At 54.7% G+C, this 14691-nt stretch carries 18 protein-coding genes and 1 pseudogene; 8 read left to right on the top strand and 11 right to left on the bottom strand.

Annotated elements, in window-relative coordinates:
• Position 1: 1 nt before the first annotated feature.
• The 4 genes from NB647_RS06205 to NB647_RS06190 form a co-directional block, all read right to left on the bottom strand.
• The gene (locus NB647_RS06205; RefSeq protein ID WP_269282441.1) at positions 2 to 1171 is read right to left on the bottom strand and encodes an iron-containing alcohol dehydrogenase; all 1170 of its coding nucleotides are present in this window, start codon (positions 1169 to 1171) and stop codon (positions 2 to 4) included.
• A gap of 164 nt (positions 1172 to 1335) precedes the next feature.
• Positions 1336 to 1755, bottom strand: a complete 420-nt coding sequence (locus tag NB647_RS06200) for a GNAT family N-acetyltransferase (RefSeq protein ID WP_269263739.1) — start codon at positions 1753 to 1755, stop codon at positions 1336 to 1338.
• 368 nt (positions 1756 to 2123) lie between these two features.
• Complete coding sequence (locus NB647_RS06195; RefSeq protein WP_269263738.1) at positions 2124 to 2333, bottom strand: hypothetical protein; 210 nt, start codon at positions 2331 to 2333, stop codon at positions 2124 to 2126.
• Between the two features lie 37 nt (positions 2334 to 2370).
• Positions 2371 to 2598 (bottom strand): hypothetical protein, encoded by a 228-nt coding sequence (locus tag NB647_RS06190; protein ID WP_269263737.1) that lies wholly within the window; start codon positions 2596 to 2598, stop codon positions 2371 to 2373.
• Positions 2599 to 2768: 170 nt separating this feature from the next.
• On the opposite strand from NB647_RS06190, the gene NB647_RS06185 reads away from it, so the two are divergent.
• The 4 genes from NB647_RS06185 (at position 2769) to NB647_RS06170 (ending at position 5378) form a co-directional block, all read left to right on the top strand.
• Entirely contained in the window at positions 2769 to 3299 is a 531-nt protein-coding gene (locus NB647_RS06185) for a DNA-deoxyinosine glycosylase (RefSeq protein WP_416143417.1), read from the top strand.
• 182 nt (positions 3300 to 3481) lie between these two features.
• Positions 3482 to 4336 (top strand): fumarylacetoacetate hydrolase family protein, encoded by an 855-nt coding sequence (locus NB647_RS06180; RefSeq protein WP_269281150.1) that lies wholly within the window; start codon positions 3482 to 3484, stop codon positions 4334 to 4336.
• A gap of 234 nt (positions 4337 to 4570) precedes the next feature.
• The gene (locus tag NB647_RS06175; RefSeq protein ID WP_269282439.1) at positions 4571 to 4858 is read left to right on the top strand and encodes a hypothetical protein; all 288 of its coding nucleotides are present in this window, start codon (positions 4571 to 4573) and stop codon (positions 4856 to 4858) included.
• On the top strand, positions 4830 to 5378 hold the full coding sequence (locus tag NB647_RS06170; protein ID WP_269282437.1) for a dTDP-4-dehydrorhamnose 3,5-epimerase family protein: 549 nt from the start codon (positions 4830 to 4832) through the stop codon (positions 5376 to 5378). Before NB647_RS06175 ends, NB647_RS06170 begins: the two co-directional genes overlap by 29 nt.
• A 61-nt stretch (positions 5379 to 5439) precedes the next feature.
• On the opposite strand, the gene NB647_RS10645 is transcribed toward NB647_RS06170, so the two are convergent.
• From NB647_RS10645 to NB647_RS06160, 3 genes are all read right to left on the bottom strand, one after another.
• The gene (locus NB647_RS10645; protein ID WP_416143582.1) at positions 5440 to 5601 is read right to left on the bottom strand and encodes a macro domain-containing protein; all 162 of its coding nucleotides are present in this window, start codon (positions 5599 to 5601) and stop codon (positions 5440 to 5442) included.
• A 281-nt stretch (positions 5602 to 5882) separates the two neighbouring features.
• Complete coding sequence (locus tag NB647_RS06165; RefSeq protein WP_269265766.1) at positions 5883 to 6842, bottom strand: universal stress protein; 960 nt, start codon at positions 6840 to 6842, stop codon at positions 5883 to 5885.
• Positions 6843 to 7033: 191 nt separating this feature from the next.
• The gene (locus NB647_RS06160) at positions 7034 to 9775 is read right to left on the bottom strand and encodes a cation-transporting P-type ATPase (RefSeq protein WP_269282435.1); all 2742 of its coding nucleotides are present in this window, start codon (positions 9773 to 9775) and stop codon (positions 7034 to 7036) included.
• Between the two features lie 265 nt (positions 9776 to 10040).
• On the opposite strand from NB647_RS06160, the gene NB647_RS06155 reads away from it, so the two are divergent.
• From NB647_RS06155 to NB647_RS06145, 3 genes are all read left to right on the top strand, one after another.
• Positions 10041 to 10502, top strand: coding sequence for a low molecular weight protein-tyrosine-phosphatase (locus tag NB647_RS06155; RefSeq protein WP_269282433.1), 462 nt, complete (start codon positions 10041 to 10043; stop codon positions 10500 to 10502).
• A gap of 21 nt (positions 10503 to 10523) precedes the next feature.
• On the top strand, positions 10524 to 11804 hold the full coding sequence (locus tag NB647_RS06150) for a DUF445 domain-containing protein (RefSeq protein ID WP_269282432.1): 1281 nt from the start codon (positions 10524 to 10526) through the stop codon (positions 11802 to 11804).
• A 106-nt stretch (positions 11805 to 11910) separates the two neighbouring features.
• A complete protein-coding gene (locus NB647_RS06145; RefSeq protein ID WP_269265761.1) occupies positions 11911 to 12384 on the top strand; it encodes a pyridoxamine 5'-phosphate oxidase family protein in 474 nt (157 codons plus the stop codon).
• Between the two features lie 261 nt (positions 12385 to 12645).
• Here the strand turns inward: NB647_RS06145 and NB647_RS06140 are convergent, their stop codons facing one another.
• Genes NB647_RS06140 through NB647_RS06125 form a run of 4 tightly spaced genes read right to left on the bottom strand, consistent with a single transcriptional unit; the run spans position 12646 to position 13952 of the window.
• Entirely contained in the window at positions 12646 to 12768 is a 123-nt protein-coding gene (locus NB647_RS06140; protein ID WP_269265760.1) for a hypothetical protein, read from the bottom strand.
• Positions 12769 to 12779: 11 nt separating this feature from the next.
• Positions 12780 to 13190: a DUF6691 family protein gene (locus NB647_RS06135; RefSeq protein WP_269265758.1), complete on the bottom strand. Its 411-nt coding sequence runs from the start codon at positions 13188 to 13190 to the stop codon at positions 12780 to 12782.
• Position 13191: 1 nt separating this feature from the next.
• The gene (locus tag NB647_RS06130; protein WP_269282430.1) at positions 13192 to 13629 is read right to left on the bottom strand and encodes a YeeE/YedE family protein; all 438 of its coding nucleotides are present in this window, start codon (positions 13627 to 13629) and stop codon (positions 13192 to 13194) included.
• A complete protein-coding gene (locus NB647_RS06125; RefSeq protein ID WP_269282428.1) occupies positions 13626 to 13952 on the bottom strand; it encodes an ArsR/SmtB family transcription factor in 327 nt (108 codons plus the stop codon). The genes NB647_RS06130 and NB647_RS06125 overlap by 4 nt, the downstream gene beginning before the upstream one ends.
• Before the next feature lie 286 nt (positions 13953 to 14238).
• Between NB647_RS06125 and mscL the strand changes: the two are divergent.
• Positions 14239 to 14655, top strand: a pseudogene (gene mscL / locus NB647_RS06120) (large-conductance mechanosensitive channel protein MscL); the annotation flags it as partial.
• Between the last annotated feature and the right edge of the window lie 36 nt (positions 14656 to 14691).

Genomic DNA, 14691 nt, shown 5'->3' with positions numbered 1-14691 from the left:
TCTAGCGGTAGGACTGTTCGTATATGGCGATGCAGTCTTCTTCCGAGAGGGCGATCGGGTCCAGCAGGAACAGGTCGCCCATGGTGTCGCGGGCATTTTTCGCCATGACGGGCAAGTCCTCGCGTCTGATGCCGTAATCGGACATTTTGAGGTTGTCCACGCCGCAGGCGACCTGCAACTGGACCAGTGCGATGACGAAGTCCATCGGATGGGTGGCGTCTTTTTTGCCCAGTGCCCTGGCCATATCGATCAACCGTGAATCGCAGGCATGTGCCTGGGCGAAATGGGTATAGTACGCCTGGCTGATCATGATCAACCCCGCTCCATGCGGCAGATCGGGATGGTAGGCGGAAAGAGCGTGTTCCAGCGAATGCTCGGACAGACACGACGAGGTCGACTCGACCATGCCGGAGAGTGTATTGGCGATTGCCATCCCTTCCCTGGCCGCCATGTCCTTGCCGTTTCGGACAGCTGACGGCAGGTGTTTGCCGATCAGTTCTATCGCTTTCAGCGACAGGGCGTCGCTGACCGGATTGGCGCACTGTGCCAGGTAACCTTCCGTACTGTGAAACAGGGCGTCGAATCCCTGAAAAGCCGTCAGGGACGGCGGGACGCTCGCCATCAGTTCGGGATCGACGATGGATAATACCGGAAAGGTGTCGTCATAGCCGAAGCCGATTTTTTCGTTCGTTTCCTCTTTGGTGATGACTGTCCAGGGATCGGCTTCCGAACCGGTTCCGGCTGTAGTGGTGATGGCGATAACGGGAAGCGGACGGTTTTGCGGAACCTGTGCTTTTCCCGTTCCTCCGGCAATGTAGTCCCAGTAGTCGCCTTCGTTGGTCGCCATGAGGGCAATGGATTTTGCCGAATCGATGCTGCTGCCGCCTCCGAGGCCGACGATGAAATCGCACTGTTTTCTGCGTGCCAGCTCCGCGCCTTCCATAACGTGCTGTTTGACCGGATTGGGCTGGATACGGTCGAAAAGAACAATGGATACTCCCGCTTTGGCAAGTTCTTCGGATACACGGTCGAGATACCCGTATTTCCGGATGGATTTCCCGGCCGTCGTCACGATCATCGCTTTTTTGCCGGGCAGTTTCTGGGTGTGCAACTCGTTTAATGTTCCGCGGCCAAAGAGAATGCGTGTAGGAATGTAATAGGTAAAATTCATTGCGTCTCTCCTTCCAGTGCTTGCAGTAACGCAAGTAAACATTATGTTTATTTTGACATATTACATGGTTGTGTTCCGTTTCAAAAGAACTGACTGTTTCCGGTCCGTATTCTTTTGCAGACCGTTTCCGGATTTCTGTCGGAAAAACCGGATTTTTGTTTCATTTAGTCGGAAGTGAACGCGATTTCTCCTTTCAGTACCCAGGCCCTCGGATTGTGGGAAAAACCGATCCGGGGATAATATTCATTCGCTTTGGGAGCGGCCAGAAGGACGATTTTGCATGTCGGTTCAAGGCGTACCCGTGTTTCCTCAACAAGCCGTTTGCCGATGCCTTTTTTCTGGTAGGCGGCGTCTACTGCCAGATCCGCCAGATAGGTGACATAGCCGAAATCGGTGAAACTGCGTGCAATGCCGACCAGTTTGTCGCCATCCCACGCCGTGATGACGAGATTGGCGCAATCACGCATTTTTTCGAAGATGTCCGGTCTGTCCAGCGGTCGCCTTTCGCCCAGGGTCGAACGCCGGTAAAGATTGATCATTTCATCGATGGTATAAGAAGCGTTGTCTTTGTATTCGATATCCATTTTTCATTGTCCTGAAAATTGAACCGTTTCCCGCCGGAAATCCCTGTATCCGGATCTGGCCGAAAGGGTATTCAATAATAAAAATATGCCATGTCCGTTGTAAATTTGCCTTGATCTGTTACATTTTTGATAATATCTTCCGACAGTCCGGAAATGGACCAGGCGGAAAAAGCATATGGAAAAGTGTTTTCACGGCATTCCGTTTCCGGATTTTTCCGTTCGGGGAATATAAGGAAGGCCAAAAGGCAGGCAAGACGGGGAATCAGGTGGGAAAATTATCCGGATATGTGTCGCCAGGCAGGGCAGGGGGACCGGATCAGGGAAAAGCCGAAGGCAGGAAAAAGAAACGGGGAACTTCTCACACGTTGTCAATGCATGAAGGGAGGTGTTTTCAGGACTTCTGCCGCTTTTTCCGGACTCATTCCCTTGAACTGAAGGTATGTCATCGCATAGTCTTCGCCGATTGTTTCTCGCATCGCAAGCGCTTCGGCGATGATATCTTCATCCACAAGAGCCGGGGGCAGCTTTCCTCTGGAATCGAGCAAAAGAGCCTGGACTTCTTTCTGAATGCGGTTCATCCGGGTTCCTCCCTGTCATATGTTTTCAAAATCGGCGTTACATCATGTCCCACGTACGGCTTCGCCTGTCCAGCCTTTGACGCAGCACTCTCTCGATAATGTCGGGACGGATGTCGTGTTCTTCCAGAAAACGGACCGCTGCAAAATGTCCCCGGTCGATTTCCATCTCGATACCCCGATCGATGACATCGGCTTTTTCCCAATCTTTCCGACGATTGTTCTGTTCGGGCAAAACGGCCGGCTTCTTTTCCTGACGTTGTTTCATGACGAATTCCATTCAAAAAGGGAAATGGTTCCAGTCTAGGAAAAAAAGCGCCGGACGATTTTGTGCTGGTTCAAATCCATAAACCGTTTGTGGCGATTTTCCCGTGACAGTCGGAAATGTCCGGCTTTGTCGCTACAATGCCGGTTAATGTCATTTTCCGGAGAAATCCGATGTCCGATGCTGAAAAAACGATGAACGATTCCGGCCAGATTCCCGTACCGCTGGCGCCATTGAACGGGCTCTCTCCCCTGCTTTCTCCCGACATCCATACGATCATACTGGGCAGTTTTCCGAGCCGGGAATCGCTGGCGGCCCGCCAGTATTACGCCCATCCGCGCAACCAGTTCTGGAAGCTGCTGTCGGCCGTGCTGGACGACGATCTGGTGTCCCTGCCTTATGAAAAACGGCTGGATCGCCTGCTGGGACACGGTATCGGTCTGTGGGATGTGATTTCCCTGTGCGACCGCGTCGGCAGTCTGGATTCCCGGATCCGGAATGCGGTCGCCAACGATTTCACCCTGTTAAAGGAAATTTGCCCGCGTCTGGAAAAGGTCTGTTTCAACGGCAAGGTGGCCGGAGCATATGCGAAAAGGCTGGAGGCGGCAGGCTACCGGACGGTGCTGCTCCCCTCCTCGTCTCCCGCCTATGCCAGCCGTTCTTTCGAGGACAAACTGGTTTTGTGGAAACGCGCCCTGGATTGAAGCGGAGAAAATCTTTGGCATGATGTGCTCATGAGCTTTCCCGTTTTGCGGCCGTTTTAGGTCCGGCAGAACAGATCGGATTCCCCGAAACAGGTGGTTTCTGGTGGGAAAAACGCTTTTTTGCCTGTATGATTTTACCGGGGAAAAAGGCAAATCCGATTTCAATTTTCAGGAGAGATATCATGAAACTGGTTCGTTATGGCAAACCCGGCAAGGAAAAACCCGGTCTGATCGATTCTGACGGCAAACTTCGCGATCTGTCCGGCAAGATAGACGATTTCACTGCCGACCAGCTTTCCGACCGGGCGCTGGCCCGGCTGGCGAAACTGAAAACCGACAGGCTGCCGCTGGTTACGGGACGCCCCCGTCTGGGTGTTCCTGTCGCCCATGTCGGCAAATATATCGCTATCGGCATCAATTACATCGAGCATGCTGCCGAAGCGAAGATGCGCATTCCCCGCGAACCGATCGTTTTCATGAAAGCGGTGACCTGCCTGTGTGGCGCCAACGACAATATCGTTTTGCCGAAAGATTCGAAAAAATCGGACTGGGAAATCGAACTGGGAGTCATTATCGGCAAAAAGGCCCAGTATATCGGCGAGGAAGAAGCGCTCGATTATGTGGCCGGGTATTGTGTCGCCAACGACCTGTCCGAGAGGGAATTCCAGATCGAACGCGGTACCCAGTGGGACAAGGGCAAGGGGTGCGATACATTCGGCCCGATCGGCCCCTGGCTCGTGACACGGGATGAAATTCCCGATCCGCAGAATCTGGACGTCTGGCTGGACGTGAATGGCGAGCGGATGCAGCAGGGCAACACGAAAACGATGATTTTCACGGTAGCGAAAATCGTCAGCTATCTCTCGCATTTCATGACGCTTTTGCCCGGTGATGTCATTGCGACCGGTACGCCGCCGGGTGTCGGGCTGGCCCGCAACCCGCAGGTGTTTCTGAAACCGGGAGATGTCGTCGTTGCCGGTGTCGAAAAACTGGGTGAACAGCGCCAGAAAGTCGTGGCCTGGCCCGGAAAAAAATAGGGATTTCCCTCCCCGCCGTATCGCCGGCCTTATGAAGGCCGGCGTTTTTTTGGCTTTTCCCGGATATTCTCCTGCCGTTTCGGCGGATGTTTTTTCTGTTACAAGAATCGTCGTATCCGGTATCTTCGCGTTTTCCATTTCTTGCGCCTTGACAAGCCACCGGCCGGGAAAGCGGTTTATGTTTATCCGGAACTTTCCGTGGCAACCCACGTCGAATATTATGGGAAATCTGTTATGTCGATCCATGTCCAGTCAGATCCGGGCCGTCGTTTTTTTCACGAAACGATGGATATACCTTTCGAGAACGTGAGTTTTCTGGGACAGGCGTTTGCCGCCGATCCGGCAGACGGCCGTTTCGTGCGGGAGTACGATCCGAATATCGTGCCGGACGGAAGCGGACGCGAATATGTCGATCCGTTCGCCTGGAACCATTTCGGCAAAAGCGAGACCCGATACCATTTGCGCAACACGCCTCTTTTCCTGATGCTGAATCATGAATATTACGAACACAGCCATACCTGAGGTCAAAATCATCGATCCGGATGTTCCCGGAAACAGCCAGAGGCTTTTTCCGGAGGCATTCGATCTAGAAGCATTCAGAACGGCTCTGGCAAATCCGATCGGGTTCGCACAGGAAATCCGCACGCATACGGAACATCATCAACTGATCGGCCTGCATTACCAGATCGAACCTCATACCCGGGGCTGTCTCGTTTATGTCGAGAACGGACAGATTTTCCAGGTCGCCGTCGATCTTCGGAAATCCTCACCCGGTTTTTCCCGATGGGTCGCCACGGTATTGGCCGGCGACAACGGTTACCGGTTCCGGATTCCGGAAGGATTCGCCTGCGGGATGCTGACGTTGAGCGATTTCGTCGATATCGTCGCATTGACGACAAAACCGTATGACGAAAACAGCATGCGCTGTATCCGCCGGGACGATCCGTCCATCGCCATCGACTGGCACGGTGTCACGTCCCCGCGTGTTTCTCCCCATAATGAACAGGGCGTTGAACCAGGCGAAGCGGACGTGTTTTCCTGAATCCATCTCCATCATTTTGCGACCTGACGGAAAAACGATTCCCGGACAACACGTCAAACGATTATATTCGCAAAAGTTTTTTATACGCGTTCAAAATGGTATCGTTAATATCGACAAGAACAATTTTTTCAAGCTCCGGATATTTCAGAATATTTTCCTGAATGGCATTTATCGCGGTTCTTGCCGCCTTTTCTATCGGAAAGCGATACGTGCCGCAAGAGATAGCAGGAAAAGCGATTGACCGGATATATTTTCGGCCGCTTCGACTTCCAGCCTGGCAACATCACCCTGCAAAACCGTAATACGATTCATTTCTTGCCTTCAATACCATGTCTGGAACAGAAAATCCCCATCAAAAAAAGGACGGGCAACCCGTATCGGCTGTTTTTACCGCCCTCTTTCAAGAACTTCGTCTCTCCACTTCGCCGTCGCGCCTTTTGTACGGATGAAGAGCCATTGGGAAACCGCGCGCAGGTGGGCATTGCCATTGCGCGCGGTTTGGCGTCATGATTTTCCGGTTGCAGCCGTCCGGTTCTGTCCGTCGGCCGATTCCTGTATTTCCTTTTTCACCGCAGTCGGCGGAACGATCATGATGTCGCAGTCCGTTTCGTAAATGGCATTGCGTGAGGTGCTGCCCAGAATGAATTCCTCGAAGCGGTTGCGTCCCAGTTTTCCCATGACGAGCAGATCGGGCTTTTTCGATTGCACGTGTTCCCGGATGACCACGTGGGGAATGCCGAGCTGGATGACCGATGTGACATGATGCGATGTCTGAAGCCGTGCGATGAACGACTGCATTTCGGCCCCGGCTTTCAGACGGATATCGGAACGGAACTCGTGCAGCAGGCCCTGCGATACGTTGGCATATCGCATGATGCCCTCGTTGGGTACTTCATAGGCATGAACGAACACGATTTCGGCATCCGGCGTCGCGAGTGAAAGCGCCTGTCTGGCCTGATAATACGATATTTCCGAGAAATCGACGGCGATCATGATTTTGTCGTAAGCCCGTTTCGGTTCCTGGCGGATGACAAGCAAGGGCACGGGGCTGATCTGGAGCAGTTTGCTGGGGAGATTCCCCAGAAAATCATGGCTTTTCGGGCCGTTTCCATGGGCGCCGATAACCAGCAGTCCGGTCCCGCGCGCCACGATCTCTTTCATGATTTCGGCAACAGGATTACCAAACCGGATCAGTCGTTCGCACGGAATCCGGTACTTGTTTTCAAGACGGGTCGCTACCTGGGCCAAATCGCCGGACATGCTTTCCCTGACGGCATCCTCCGTATCTGACGATGAACTTTTCAGGACACGGGTGAGCATGTCGATGATGGACAGATCCTGCACGTTGATGATATCCAGCCGCGATTTTCCCAGCTGCTGACACAACATGGCCGCCCTGCTTTCCGCCATCGTCGCGCATTCGGACATATCGGTCGCCACCATGATACTGTGGTTATTTTTCATGATGTTTCTCCTTGGTCACAATGGCCGGGCGAATTCGCCCTCCCTGTCGGTTACTTTAGCGCTTAATGCCCGGGATTTCATCCCCCAAACCGGGTTTTCGCCAAAGTTGTTCCGTTTGTTTCACATTTTCCACAGGCCGCAATGTTTATTTGCCGCTTCCGGTGTTTTCGCATCCCGGAAACACCGGAATGTCAGAAATCGGGACGGCCGTTCCGCCTGGACAACCAGCGTTCCCCTGCCTTGTCCAGCTCGATGACCAGAAAGCTGGCCACTCCCATGACGAGAATGAGAATCCAGTCTCTCACACCCGGGGAAGCGGTATCGAATATTTCCTGAAACCAGGGGACATAGGTGTATATCAGTTGCAGGACGGCAAGTATGCCGATGGCGACATATATGCTCCGGTTGCCGGAAAATACCCGTGTCGTCAGAGACGACGCCTTGAGGAAACGGCAATTGAACAGGTAGGCGATCTGGCCGACGACGATGGCGGCGGCAGCGACGGTCCGGGCCAGACGGAGATTTCCTCCGTTTTTCAGTTCCCAGTCAAACAGCAGCAACGCGGCCAGCATGAGGATGCAGGAAGTGAACACGATGCGCCAGACCATGTAAAGGGTCAGTGGCGGAGCATCGGGAGCACGCGGAGGACGGTCCATCACATTGGCTTCGGGCCGCTCGAAGGTCAGCGCCAGACAGAGGGTCGTCGCGGTCACCATGTTGATCCAGAGAATCTGTTTGGAAGTCAGCGGAAGGGCAAAATCGAGCAGGACGGCGACGATCACGACCAGCGACAGGCCGCCATTGGTCGGCAACAGGAAAAGAATGCCTTTCTGAAGATTGTCGTAAATGCGGCGTCCCTCCCGGACGGCGCCGGCGATGGTGCTGAAATTGTCGTCCGCCAGCACGATGCTGGCCGCTTCCTTGGCGGCTTCCGTTCCCTTGACACCCATGGCCAGTCCGACATCGGCACGTTTCAGGGCCGGTGCGTCGTTGACGCCGTCGCCGGTCATGGCCGTGACTTCCCCGTCGGCCTGGAGAGCCTCGACCAGCCGCAGCTTGTGTTCGGGACTGGTCCGGGCAAAGATGTCCGCTTCCCTAACGGTCCGTCTCAGGGTCGCGTCATCCATTTTTTCCAGTTCGGCGCCGGTAACGGCCGGTTTGCCGATACCGATGTTCAGACGCTCGCCGATGGCACGGGCTGTCTCGACATGGTCTCCCGTGATCATTTTCACGACGATACCGGCGTGATGGCACTGGTTGACGGCCAGAAGCGATTCATCCCGGGGCGGATCGATAATGCCGATCACACCGAGCATGACAAGACCTTCTCCGATATCGCCGAAACCGGTTTCCGTCGCTTCATCCGGCATTTTTTTCATGGCAACCGCCAGTGTCCTTTGCCCGTCCGCGGCGATTTCCCGGATGCGGCGGTGCCAGCAAGTCCTGTCGATGGGACGTTGCGCGCCGTTTCCGGTACGTTCGCTTTGGCACCGTTCGATCACGGTTTCGGGCGCCCCCTTGACGAACAGGTATTTGTGCCCTTCCCCGTCCGTGTTCAGGGTCGCCATGAATCGGTATTCCGACTCGAACGGGATCGTGGACAGGCGGGATCGCCCATTGCGCAGTCTGTCCGGATCAAGACCGGCTTTCATGCCCAGTGTCAGCAGCGCACCTTCTGTCGGATCGCCCATGACAGTCCACTGGCCGTCCCTTTCCTGAAGAACGGCATCGTTGCAAAGTACGGCGGCACGGATGATCTCTTCCAGTTCCGGGCAGGCGGACGGTTCGATGACATGGTGGTCCAGCCGGAATTCGCCCGTCGGGGCATATCCCGTTCCGGTGACTTTAAATGTCCTGCCGGCAGTGACAACGGTCTGGACGGTCATTTCGTTTCTGGTGAGGGTACCCGTCTTGTCGGAACAAATGACGGTGACCGATCCCAGTGTTTCGACGGCCGGCAGCTTCCTGACGATGGCATTCAGACGTGCCATCCGCTGCACGCCCAGCGCCAGAGTGATGGTCATGACGGCGGGCAACCCTTCCGGTATGGCGGAAACGGCCAGTGCCACGCACATCAGGAACATGTCGGCGATCCCGTATCCCTGTATGACGGTTCCGACAAGAAAGGTGAATACGGTGACGGCCAAAATTCCGACGGTCAGCCAGCGTCCGAAAACGGCGATCCGGCGCAACAGGGGAGTCGTGACTTCTCCGACCCGGCCGATCATTTTGCCGATACGGCCAAATTCGGTCGCATCCCCTGTCGCGACGACGACGCCCAGCGCCGTACCCTGTGTGACCAGCGTGCCGGAATAAACCATGTTGAAACGGTCGGCCAAAGGGGTGTCTGGAGGGACGGTTCCCGTGTGCTTGGAAACAGGTTGCGATTCTCCGGTCAGCGCGGCTTCATCGACGGCAAGACCGTTTTCGTCGATCAGCCGGATATCGGCCGGGATACGGTCGCCCGGAGCGAATGCGACAATGTCTCCGGGAACGACGTCTTCTCCCGGAATGGACATGCGCTGGCCATTGCGGATGACTATGGCTTCCAGTGACAGCATTTTCCGGATGGCTTCCAGCGCGTTTTCCGCTTTCCCCTCCTGAATATAGCCGATGATGGCGTTGATCAGCACCACGCCGGCGATGACCCCGGTATCGACCCAGTGGCCGAGTATGCCGGTGATCACGGCGGAGATGAGCAGGACATAGATCAGGACGTTGTTGAACTGGAGAATGAAGCGGACCAGGGCGCTGCGCGGTTTGGCGGCGGAAAGCACATTCGGGCCGAATTCGTGAAGGCGTTTTTCCGTCTCGTTTCCGGAAAGACCTTCTTTTCCCGTTTCAAGACACGACATGGCCTGATCGGCAGACATGGCGTACCAGGGGGTATGGTCTCCGAACCGCCGGTGTTTTGCAGAGGTGTTCTTGTCCAACTGTCGCTCCTTCGCAGATCGGTGAGGCTGGCGTTTCCAGCCGGAAGACTTGCCGGAAACAGTTATCCGGGATGTGTTGCCAGCATAAAGAGACTCGCCCTGTCCCGGATTGATCTTTATCGACCGGTATGGCATGAAAGATCAAGACAAGTCCGTATTTCGGCTCGATTCAGAACGGACTATCCCTTAAAATACGGGATAGTCCGGGCTGTTTTTTGCAGGGATTGCACGGAAAGTGCGTTTGTTTTGAGTGAAAGGGACATCGGTGATAAACAGTATTCTGGTGATTTGTCTTGGCAACATCTGCCGCAGTCCGATGGCGGAAGGCCTTCTGAAAAAACGTTATCCCGACAAAGACATCGCCTCGGCCGGTCTGGAGGATATCACGGCCGGCTGGTTTGCCGATCCTTCCGCCATTCACGTCATGAAAGAAAACGGAATCGATATCAGCCGTCACCGCGCCCGGGTACTGACGAAGGCGTTGCTGGAAAAAGCCGATCTGGTCCTGACGATGGAAAAGAGGCAAAGCGACAGCATCCGGTCCCGTTTTCCAAATTACCGGGGAAAAATCATGCGTGTCGGGGAATTCGGCAATTACGATGTTCCCGACCCTTATTCCAAAGATATCAATGCCTTCCATGAATCTTTCGATCTGATTTCGAAAGGTCTTGACGAGATCGGCCGGCATGTGATCCACCCTGAAAACAGGGAACGGAACGCTTCCTGAACCGGAGAAAAAAGTCTTTGCATGGAAAAACATAACCGAAAACGCCAGCTTCTGAAAATGAAGCTGTCCGCCACGGTGCTGCTGGTGGCGATGGCCTGTCTTTTCATCGTTTCCCGTCTTTACGGCAAGGCTGGCATCTGGGAATGGATCGGGGCTTTTTCCGAAGCGGCCATGATCGGTGCGCTGGCCGACTGGTTCGCCGTCGTCGCCATTTTCCGTCATCCGTTGAAACTTCCGATTCCCCGTACGGCCATTATTGCCGAAAACAAGGACAGAATCGCCGAGAATCTGGCTGTTTTCATCCGGGACAATTTCCTGTCACGGGAAACGATGACGGCCAAAATGCGGGACTGGGAACCGGCCCAGCGGATGGCGGCATGGCTGTCTTCCCGGGAAAAGGCGGATTTTCTGGCCGACAAGACTATCCGCGTTTTGACGGGAGCGCTGGAATTCGTCGATGACCAGCGTGTGGGAAAACTGTTGCGCAATGCGATTTACAAACAGCTGGAAGAACTGGATCTGGGCAATCTGATCGGTCAGCTGATGGATGTTCTGACCCACAACAACCAGCATCAGGCGCTTTTCGATGTCGGGCTGTTGCGGATTTCTTCCGTACTGGACGAACCCGGCACACGCAGGCAGCTGGCGGCGGTGATCATCGAGGTTTCCCGGCGCGAATATCCCAAGCTGATCAAAATGCTCGGGCTGGTGATGGATACGGATGAATTCGGTATGCGGGTGGCCGGTACGCTGGTCGAAAGTCTTCAGGGCTGGCTGCACGATATCGGTCGCGATCCGGCCCATCCCCGTCGCAAACAGTTCGACGAGCTGGCCGGCCGCTTCATCAGCCGCGTCAAAAGCGATCCCGGGTATCATGCCAGAATCGAGAGCTGGAAACGGCAGTTTCTGGGGACGCCGGTGGTAGCCGAATATTTCGAAACCCTGTGGGTGCACTTCCGCCACTGGATACAGAAAGATGCGATGGATTCCGGTTCCGAAATGAAACACCGGCTGTCACGGACTTTCCGCCGTTTCGGACGCTGGATACTGGAAAATCCGGCCATGACCGAATCCATCAATGACCAGATGATCCAGATAACGCAGGCAATGTCGGAAGAAATCCGCTCGACGGTGGCCCAGCATATCGTCTATACCGTCCGGAACTGGGACAGCCGTTCGATGGTCAGGGAACTGGAACTGTCGATCGGCAAGGATCTCCAGTTCATCCGGATCAACGGAACATTAGTCGGCGGAGTGATCGGGCTGTTGCTCCATGCTGTCGTCGTGGTGATTCCGATGTGAAAACGTTCTTCCGAAGATAGTCCGGTTTCCTCATATCGTGATAAAGTATTTTCCCGGAAATGGATGAAGCAGGTATGTCCTGACAGGGGTTGATGCGGAGAATTTTATGGAAATGCGAAAAATGGACCGTCCGGTCACTGACCGTGGCGAACTGGGCCGGATCGTCGATGCCTGTCAGATCATCCGGATCGCGACATCCGATGATGAAGGGCTCTATATTGTCCCCATGAATTTCGGATACGACTGGCAGGATACTCGCCTGACACTTTACGTCCACTCCCCACGCGAGGGCAGAAAAACAGCGGCTTTCAGAAAAAATCCGTCTGTCGCCTTCGAGATGGATGACGGACATGACTTTGCGGGAGAACAACCGGCATGCCGGTACGGTTTCCGTTACCGGAGCATTGTGGGTAATGGTCATATCGTCGAACTGGCTGATCCGGATGAAAAGGCGCACGGATTGCGGGCGCTGATGCGCCGGTTCAGCAACCGTTCTTTCGCATTCAGTGAAAAAATGCTGGCCGTTGTTTCTGTATTCCGCATAGACGTGACGGGATTTACGGGGAAAACCCATTATTGATGTCGGCAGCCCGAAACGCCGGGACCTTTTGCACAAAAGCATAACGGAGCCGCCCTGCCCGGGCACGTCCGGTATCGTCTTCGCAAGCCGGGGACATCTTGCCGGAATATCCGCCATACGCTTTTTTTCGGAGAAATCCGTTCGTGGCAGACCCGCTTCATGGCCTTTTCCGGTGACGTTGTCAAACGGCATGGCCGAAAAAAAGAGATACGGCAGATATCATCGTACCGGAACATGCCTTTCACCGGCAAAACGACAGGATCACACCATCGTACCCGAAAAAACACGGACATCCTTCGCTCCGCCATTGCGTTTTCCGTGCCGTTCATCCTTTGCCGCGAAAAGCCGTCTTCCAATACGGTAAAGAACCGGTATGACGCTCATGCCGGATTCTTTCAGTCCCGGTTCACCAGTGCATACAATCCCATGCCGGCAAGCATGAAAACGACGAAAACGGCTGCCGGGACGACGCCGGTTGAAAGAGCGACCAGTGCGGGCCCCGGGCAAACGCCGGCAAGTCCCCACCCTGCCCCGAAAACCGCACTGCCGGCGACAAGCCGCCAGTCGATCCGTGTGGCATGGGGCAATTGCATGGGAACGCCCAGCCATGTTTTTCCGGTTTTCCGGGCACAGGCAAAACCGGCCAGTCCCACGCCGACGGCGCCGGCCATGACAAAGGCCAGAGACGGATCCCAACAACCGGTGAAGTCCAGAAAGGCGATGACTTTGCCGGGGTCGGCCATTTTGGAAAGAACGAGCCCGAGTCCGAAAAGCAGGCCCGAGACGAATGAGACGAAATGGAACATGTCAGACTCCTGTCCAGTGACGTACAAGCAGTACGGAGAGCGCACCGGATACCATGAAGAGAACGGTGGCGACAAGCGAACGTTTCGACAGTCGCGAAAGGCCGCAGACACTGTGCCCGCTCGTACATCCCGAACCGAGCCGGCTGCCGAACCCGACAAGCAGCCCGGCTATGGCCAGCAAAATCCATGAATGGCTGCCGTAGCGGATTTCAGGCAATGGTGCGGCAAGACGATACAGCCAGGGCGAGATCAACAGTCCGGCGACAAACGCGGCACGCCAGCGCCGCTCCCTTTTGTCGCGATTGGCCAGTCCGGAAACGATACCGCTGATTCCGGCTATCCGGCCATCCGCCAGAATCAGCAGGCAGGCGGCCAGTCCGATCAGAATGCCGCCGGCGAAGGAAGAATACGGGGTGAAATGGCTCCAGTCGATGTTCATCGGGACGTCTCCCGCCGGCTGCAAAAATGGCGGTGCAGAATCGCCATGATTTCCATGACGGGGCCGTCGGAAAGACGGTAGAAAATCTGTTTGCCATCTTTTCTGGGCACGATCAGGCCTCCCCTTCTCAATACTCCCAGTTGCTGCGACAGGGTCGGCTGGTGAATGCCGCATTCGTCTTCCAGCTGTCCGACATGGCACTCACCCTGCGACAGACGGCATAACAGCTTGAGACGGTCGGGATTGCCCAGTTTCTTGATGAAATCGACCGCTTGCGCGGCGGATTCGTTCATGCGGTCCCATTCCGACGGTTGTATGGACATGTGTTTTCTCCTGTGGCGGATTAAATTATATATTTTTATATTATATATAAAAATATAATGTACAGCATGACATCCGGTACGGTTTCTCCCCGTTTTTTGTTGTTTATCCATGTCGCGGTTTGAGGATTGTTCGGTTTAAAACTGCTTCTGCCGTTACAATACGCATCTGGCAACGGTAAACATGCCGGTGTCATGGCATGCCACTTCGTGAGCGAATGCCTGTTGCCGTCCAGGTTCCGAAACGTGGCGGAACCTGCCGTTTCACTATTGACAATGGATTCATGACATGAAAAAAACACTGGAAGAATTCAAGGCATTCGCCCTGCGCGGCAATGTGGTCGACATGGCTGTCGGTATCATCATCGGTGGCGCTTTCGGCAAAATCGTCTCGTCGCTGGTTTCCGACATCCTGATGCCGGTACTGGGACTTCTGATCGGCGGGATTCATTTCAACGATCTGAAATTCGTCATCAGATCGGCTGTCGTGGAAAGCGGCAAGGTCGTTTCTCCGGAAGTGTCGCTCAATTACGGCAATTTCATTCAGGTCACCATCGATTTCGTCATCATCGCTTTTTCGATTTTCGTGCTCATCAAGATCATCAGCAAACTGTCGTTCAAAAAGGCGGAAGAAGAAAAGGCGGCTCCCCCTCCTCCTCCGCCGGCCGATGTCCAGCTGCTGACGGAAATCCGCGACATCCTCAAGGAAAAAAAGACCGCTGATCCGGCTTCATTGGCCGGC

This window comes from Oxalobacter aliiformigenes, assembly GCF_027116575.1.
Lineage (GTDB): Bacteria > Pseudomonadota > Gammaproteobacteria > Burkholderiales > Burkholderiaceae_D > Oxalobacter > Oxalobacter aliiformigenes.
The sequence above is the reverse complement of the archived record's forward strand: the minus strand, read 5'-3'. Positions and strand labels throughout refer to the sequence as shown.

What these genes read in the sequence shown, in the direction of transcription:
- NB647_RS06200 (WP_269263739.1), bottom strand. Translation starts at nt 1,755, where the DNA reads ATGGATATCGAATACAAAGACAACGCTTCTTATACCATCGATGAAATG.
- NB647_RS06130 (WP_269282430.1), bottom strand. Translation starts at nt 13,629, where the DNA reads ATGAACATCGACTGGAGCCATTTCACCCCGTATTCTTCCTTCGCCGGC.
- NB647_RS06175 (WP_269282439.1), top strand. Translation starts at nt 4,571, where the DNA reads ATGTCGATCCATGTCCAGTCAGATCCGGGCCGTCGTTTTTTTCACGAA.
- NB647_RS06165 (WP_269265766.1), bottom strand. Translation starts at nt 6,842, where the DNA reads ATGAAAAATAACCACAGTATCATGGTGGCGACCGATATGTCCGAATGC.
- NB647_RS06170 (WP_269282437.1), top strand. Translation starts at nt 4,830, where the DNA reads ATGAATATTACGAACACAGCCATACCTGAGGTCAAAATCATCGATCCG.
- NB647_RS06185 (WP_416143417.1), top strand. Translation starts at nt 2,769, where the DNA reads ATGTCCGATGCTGAAAAAACGATGAACGATTCCGGCCAGATTCCCGTA.
- NB647_RS06190 (WP_269263737.1), bottom strand. Translation starts at nt 2,598, where the DNA reads ATGAAACAACGTCAGGAAAAGAAGCCGGCCGTTTTGCCCGAACAGAAC.
- NB647_RS06205 (WP_269282441.1), bottom strand. Translation starts at nt 1,171, where the DNA reads ATGAATTTTACCTATTACATTCCTACACGCATTCTCTTTGGCCGCGGA.
- NB647_RS06180 (WP_269281150.1), top strand. Translation starts at nt 3,482, where the DNA reads ATGAAACTGGTTCGTTATGGCAAACCCGGCAAGGAAAAACCCGGTCTG.
- NB647_RS06125 (WP_269282428.1), bottom strand. Translation starts at nt 13,952, where the DNA reads ATGTCCATACAACCGTCGGAATGGGACCGCATGAACGAATCCGCCGCG.
- NB647_RS06150 (WP_269282432.1), top strand. Translation starts at nt 10,524, where the DNA reads ATGGAAAAACATAACCGAAAACGCCAGCTTCTGAAAATGAAGCTGTCC.
- NB647_RS06135 (WP_269265758.1), bottom strand. Translation starts at nt 13,190, where the DNA reads ATGTTCCATTTCGTCTCATTCGTCTCGGGCCTGCTTTTCGGACTCGGG.
- NB647_RS06145 (WP_269265761.1), top strand. Translation starts at nt 11,911, where the DNA reads ATGGAAATGCGAAAAATGGACCGTCCGGTCACTGACCGTGGCGAACTG.
- NB647_RS06140 (WP_269265760.1), bottom strand. Translation starts at nt 12,768, where the DNA reads ATGAGCGTCATACCGGTTCTTTACCGTATTGGAAGACGGCTTTTCGCG.
- NB647_RS06195 (WP_269263738.1), bottom strand. Translation starts at nt 2,333, where the DNA reads ATGAACCGCATTCAGAAAGAAGTCCAGGCTCTTTTGCTCGATTCCAGA.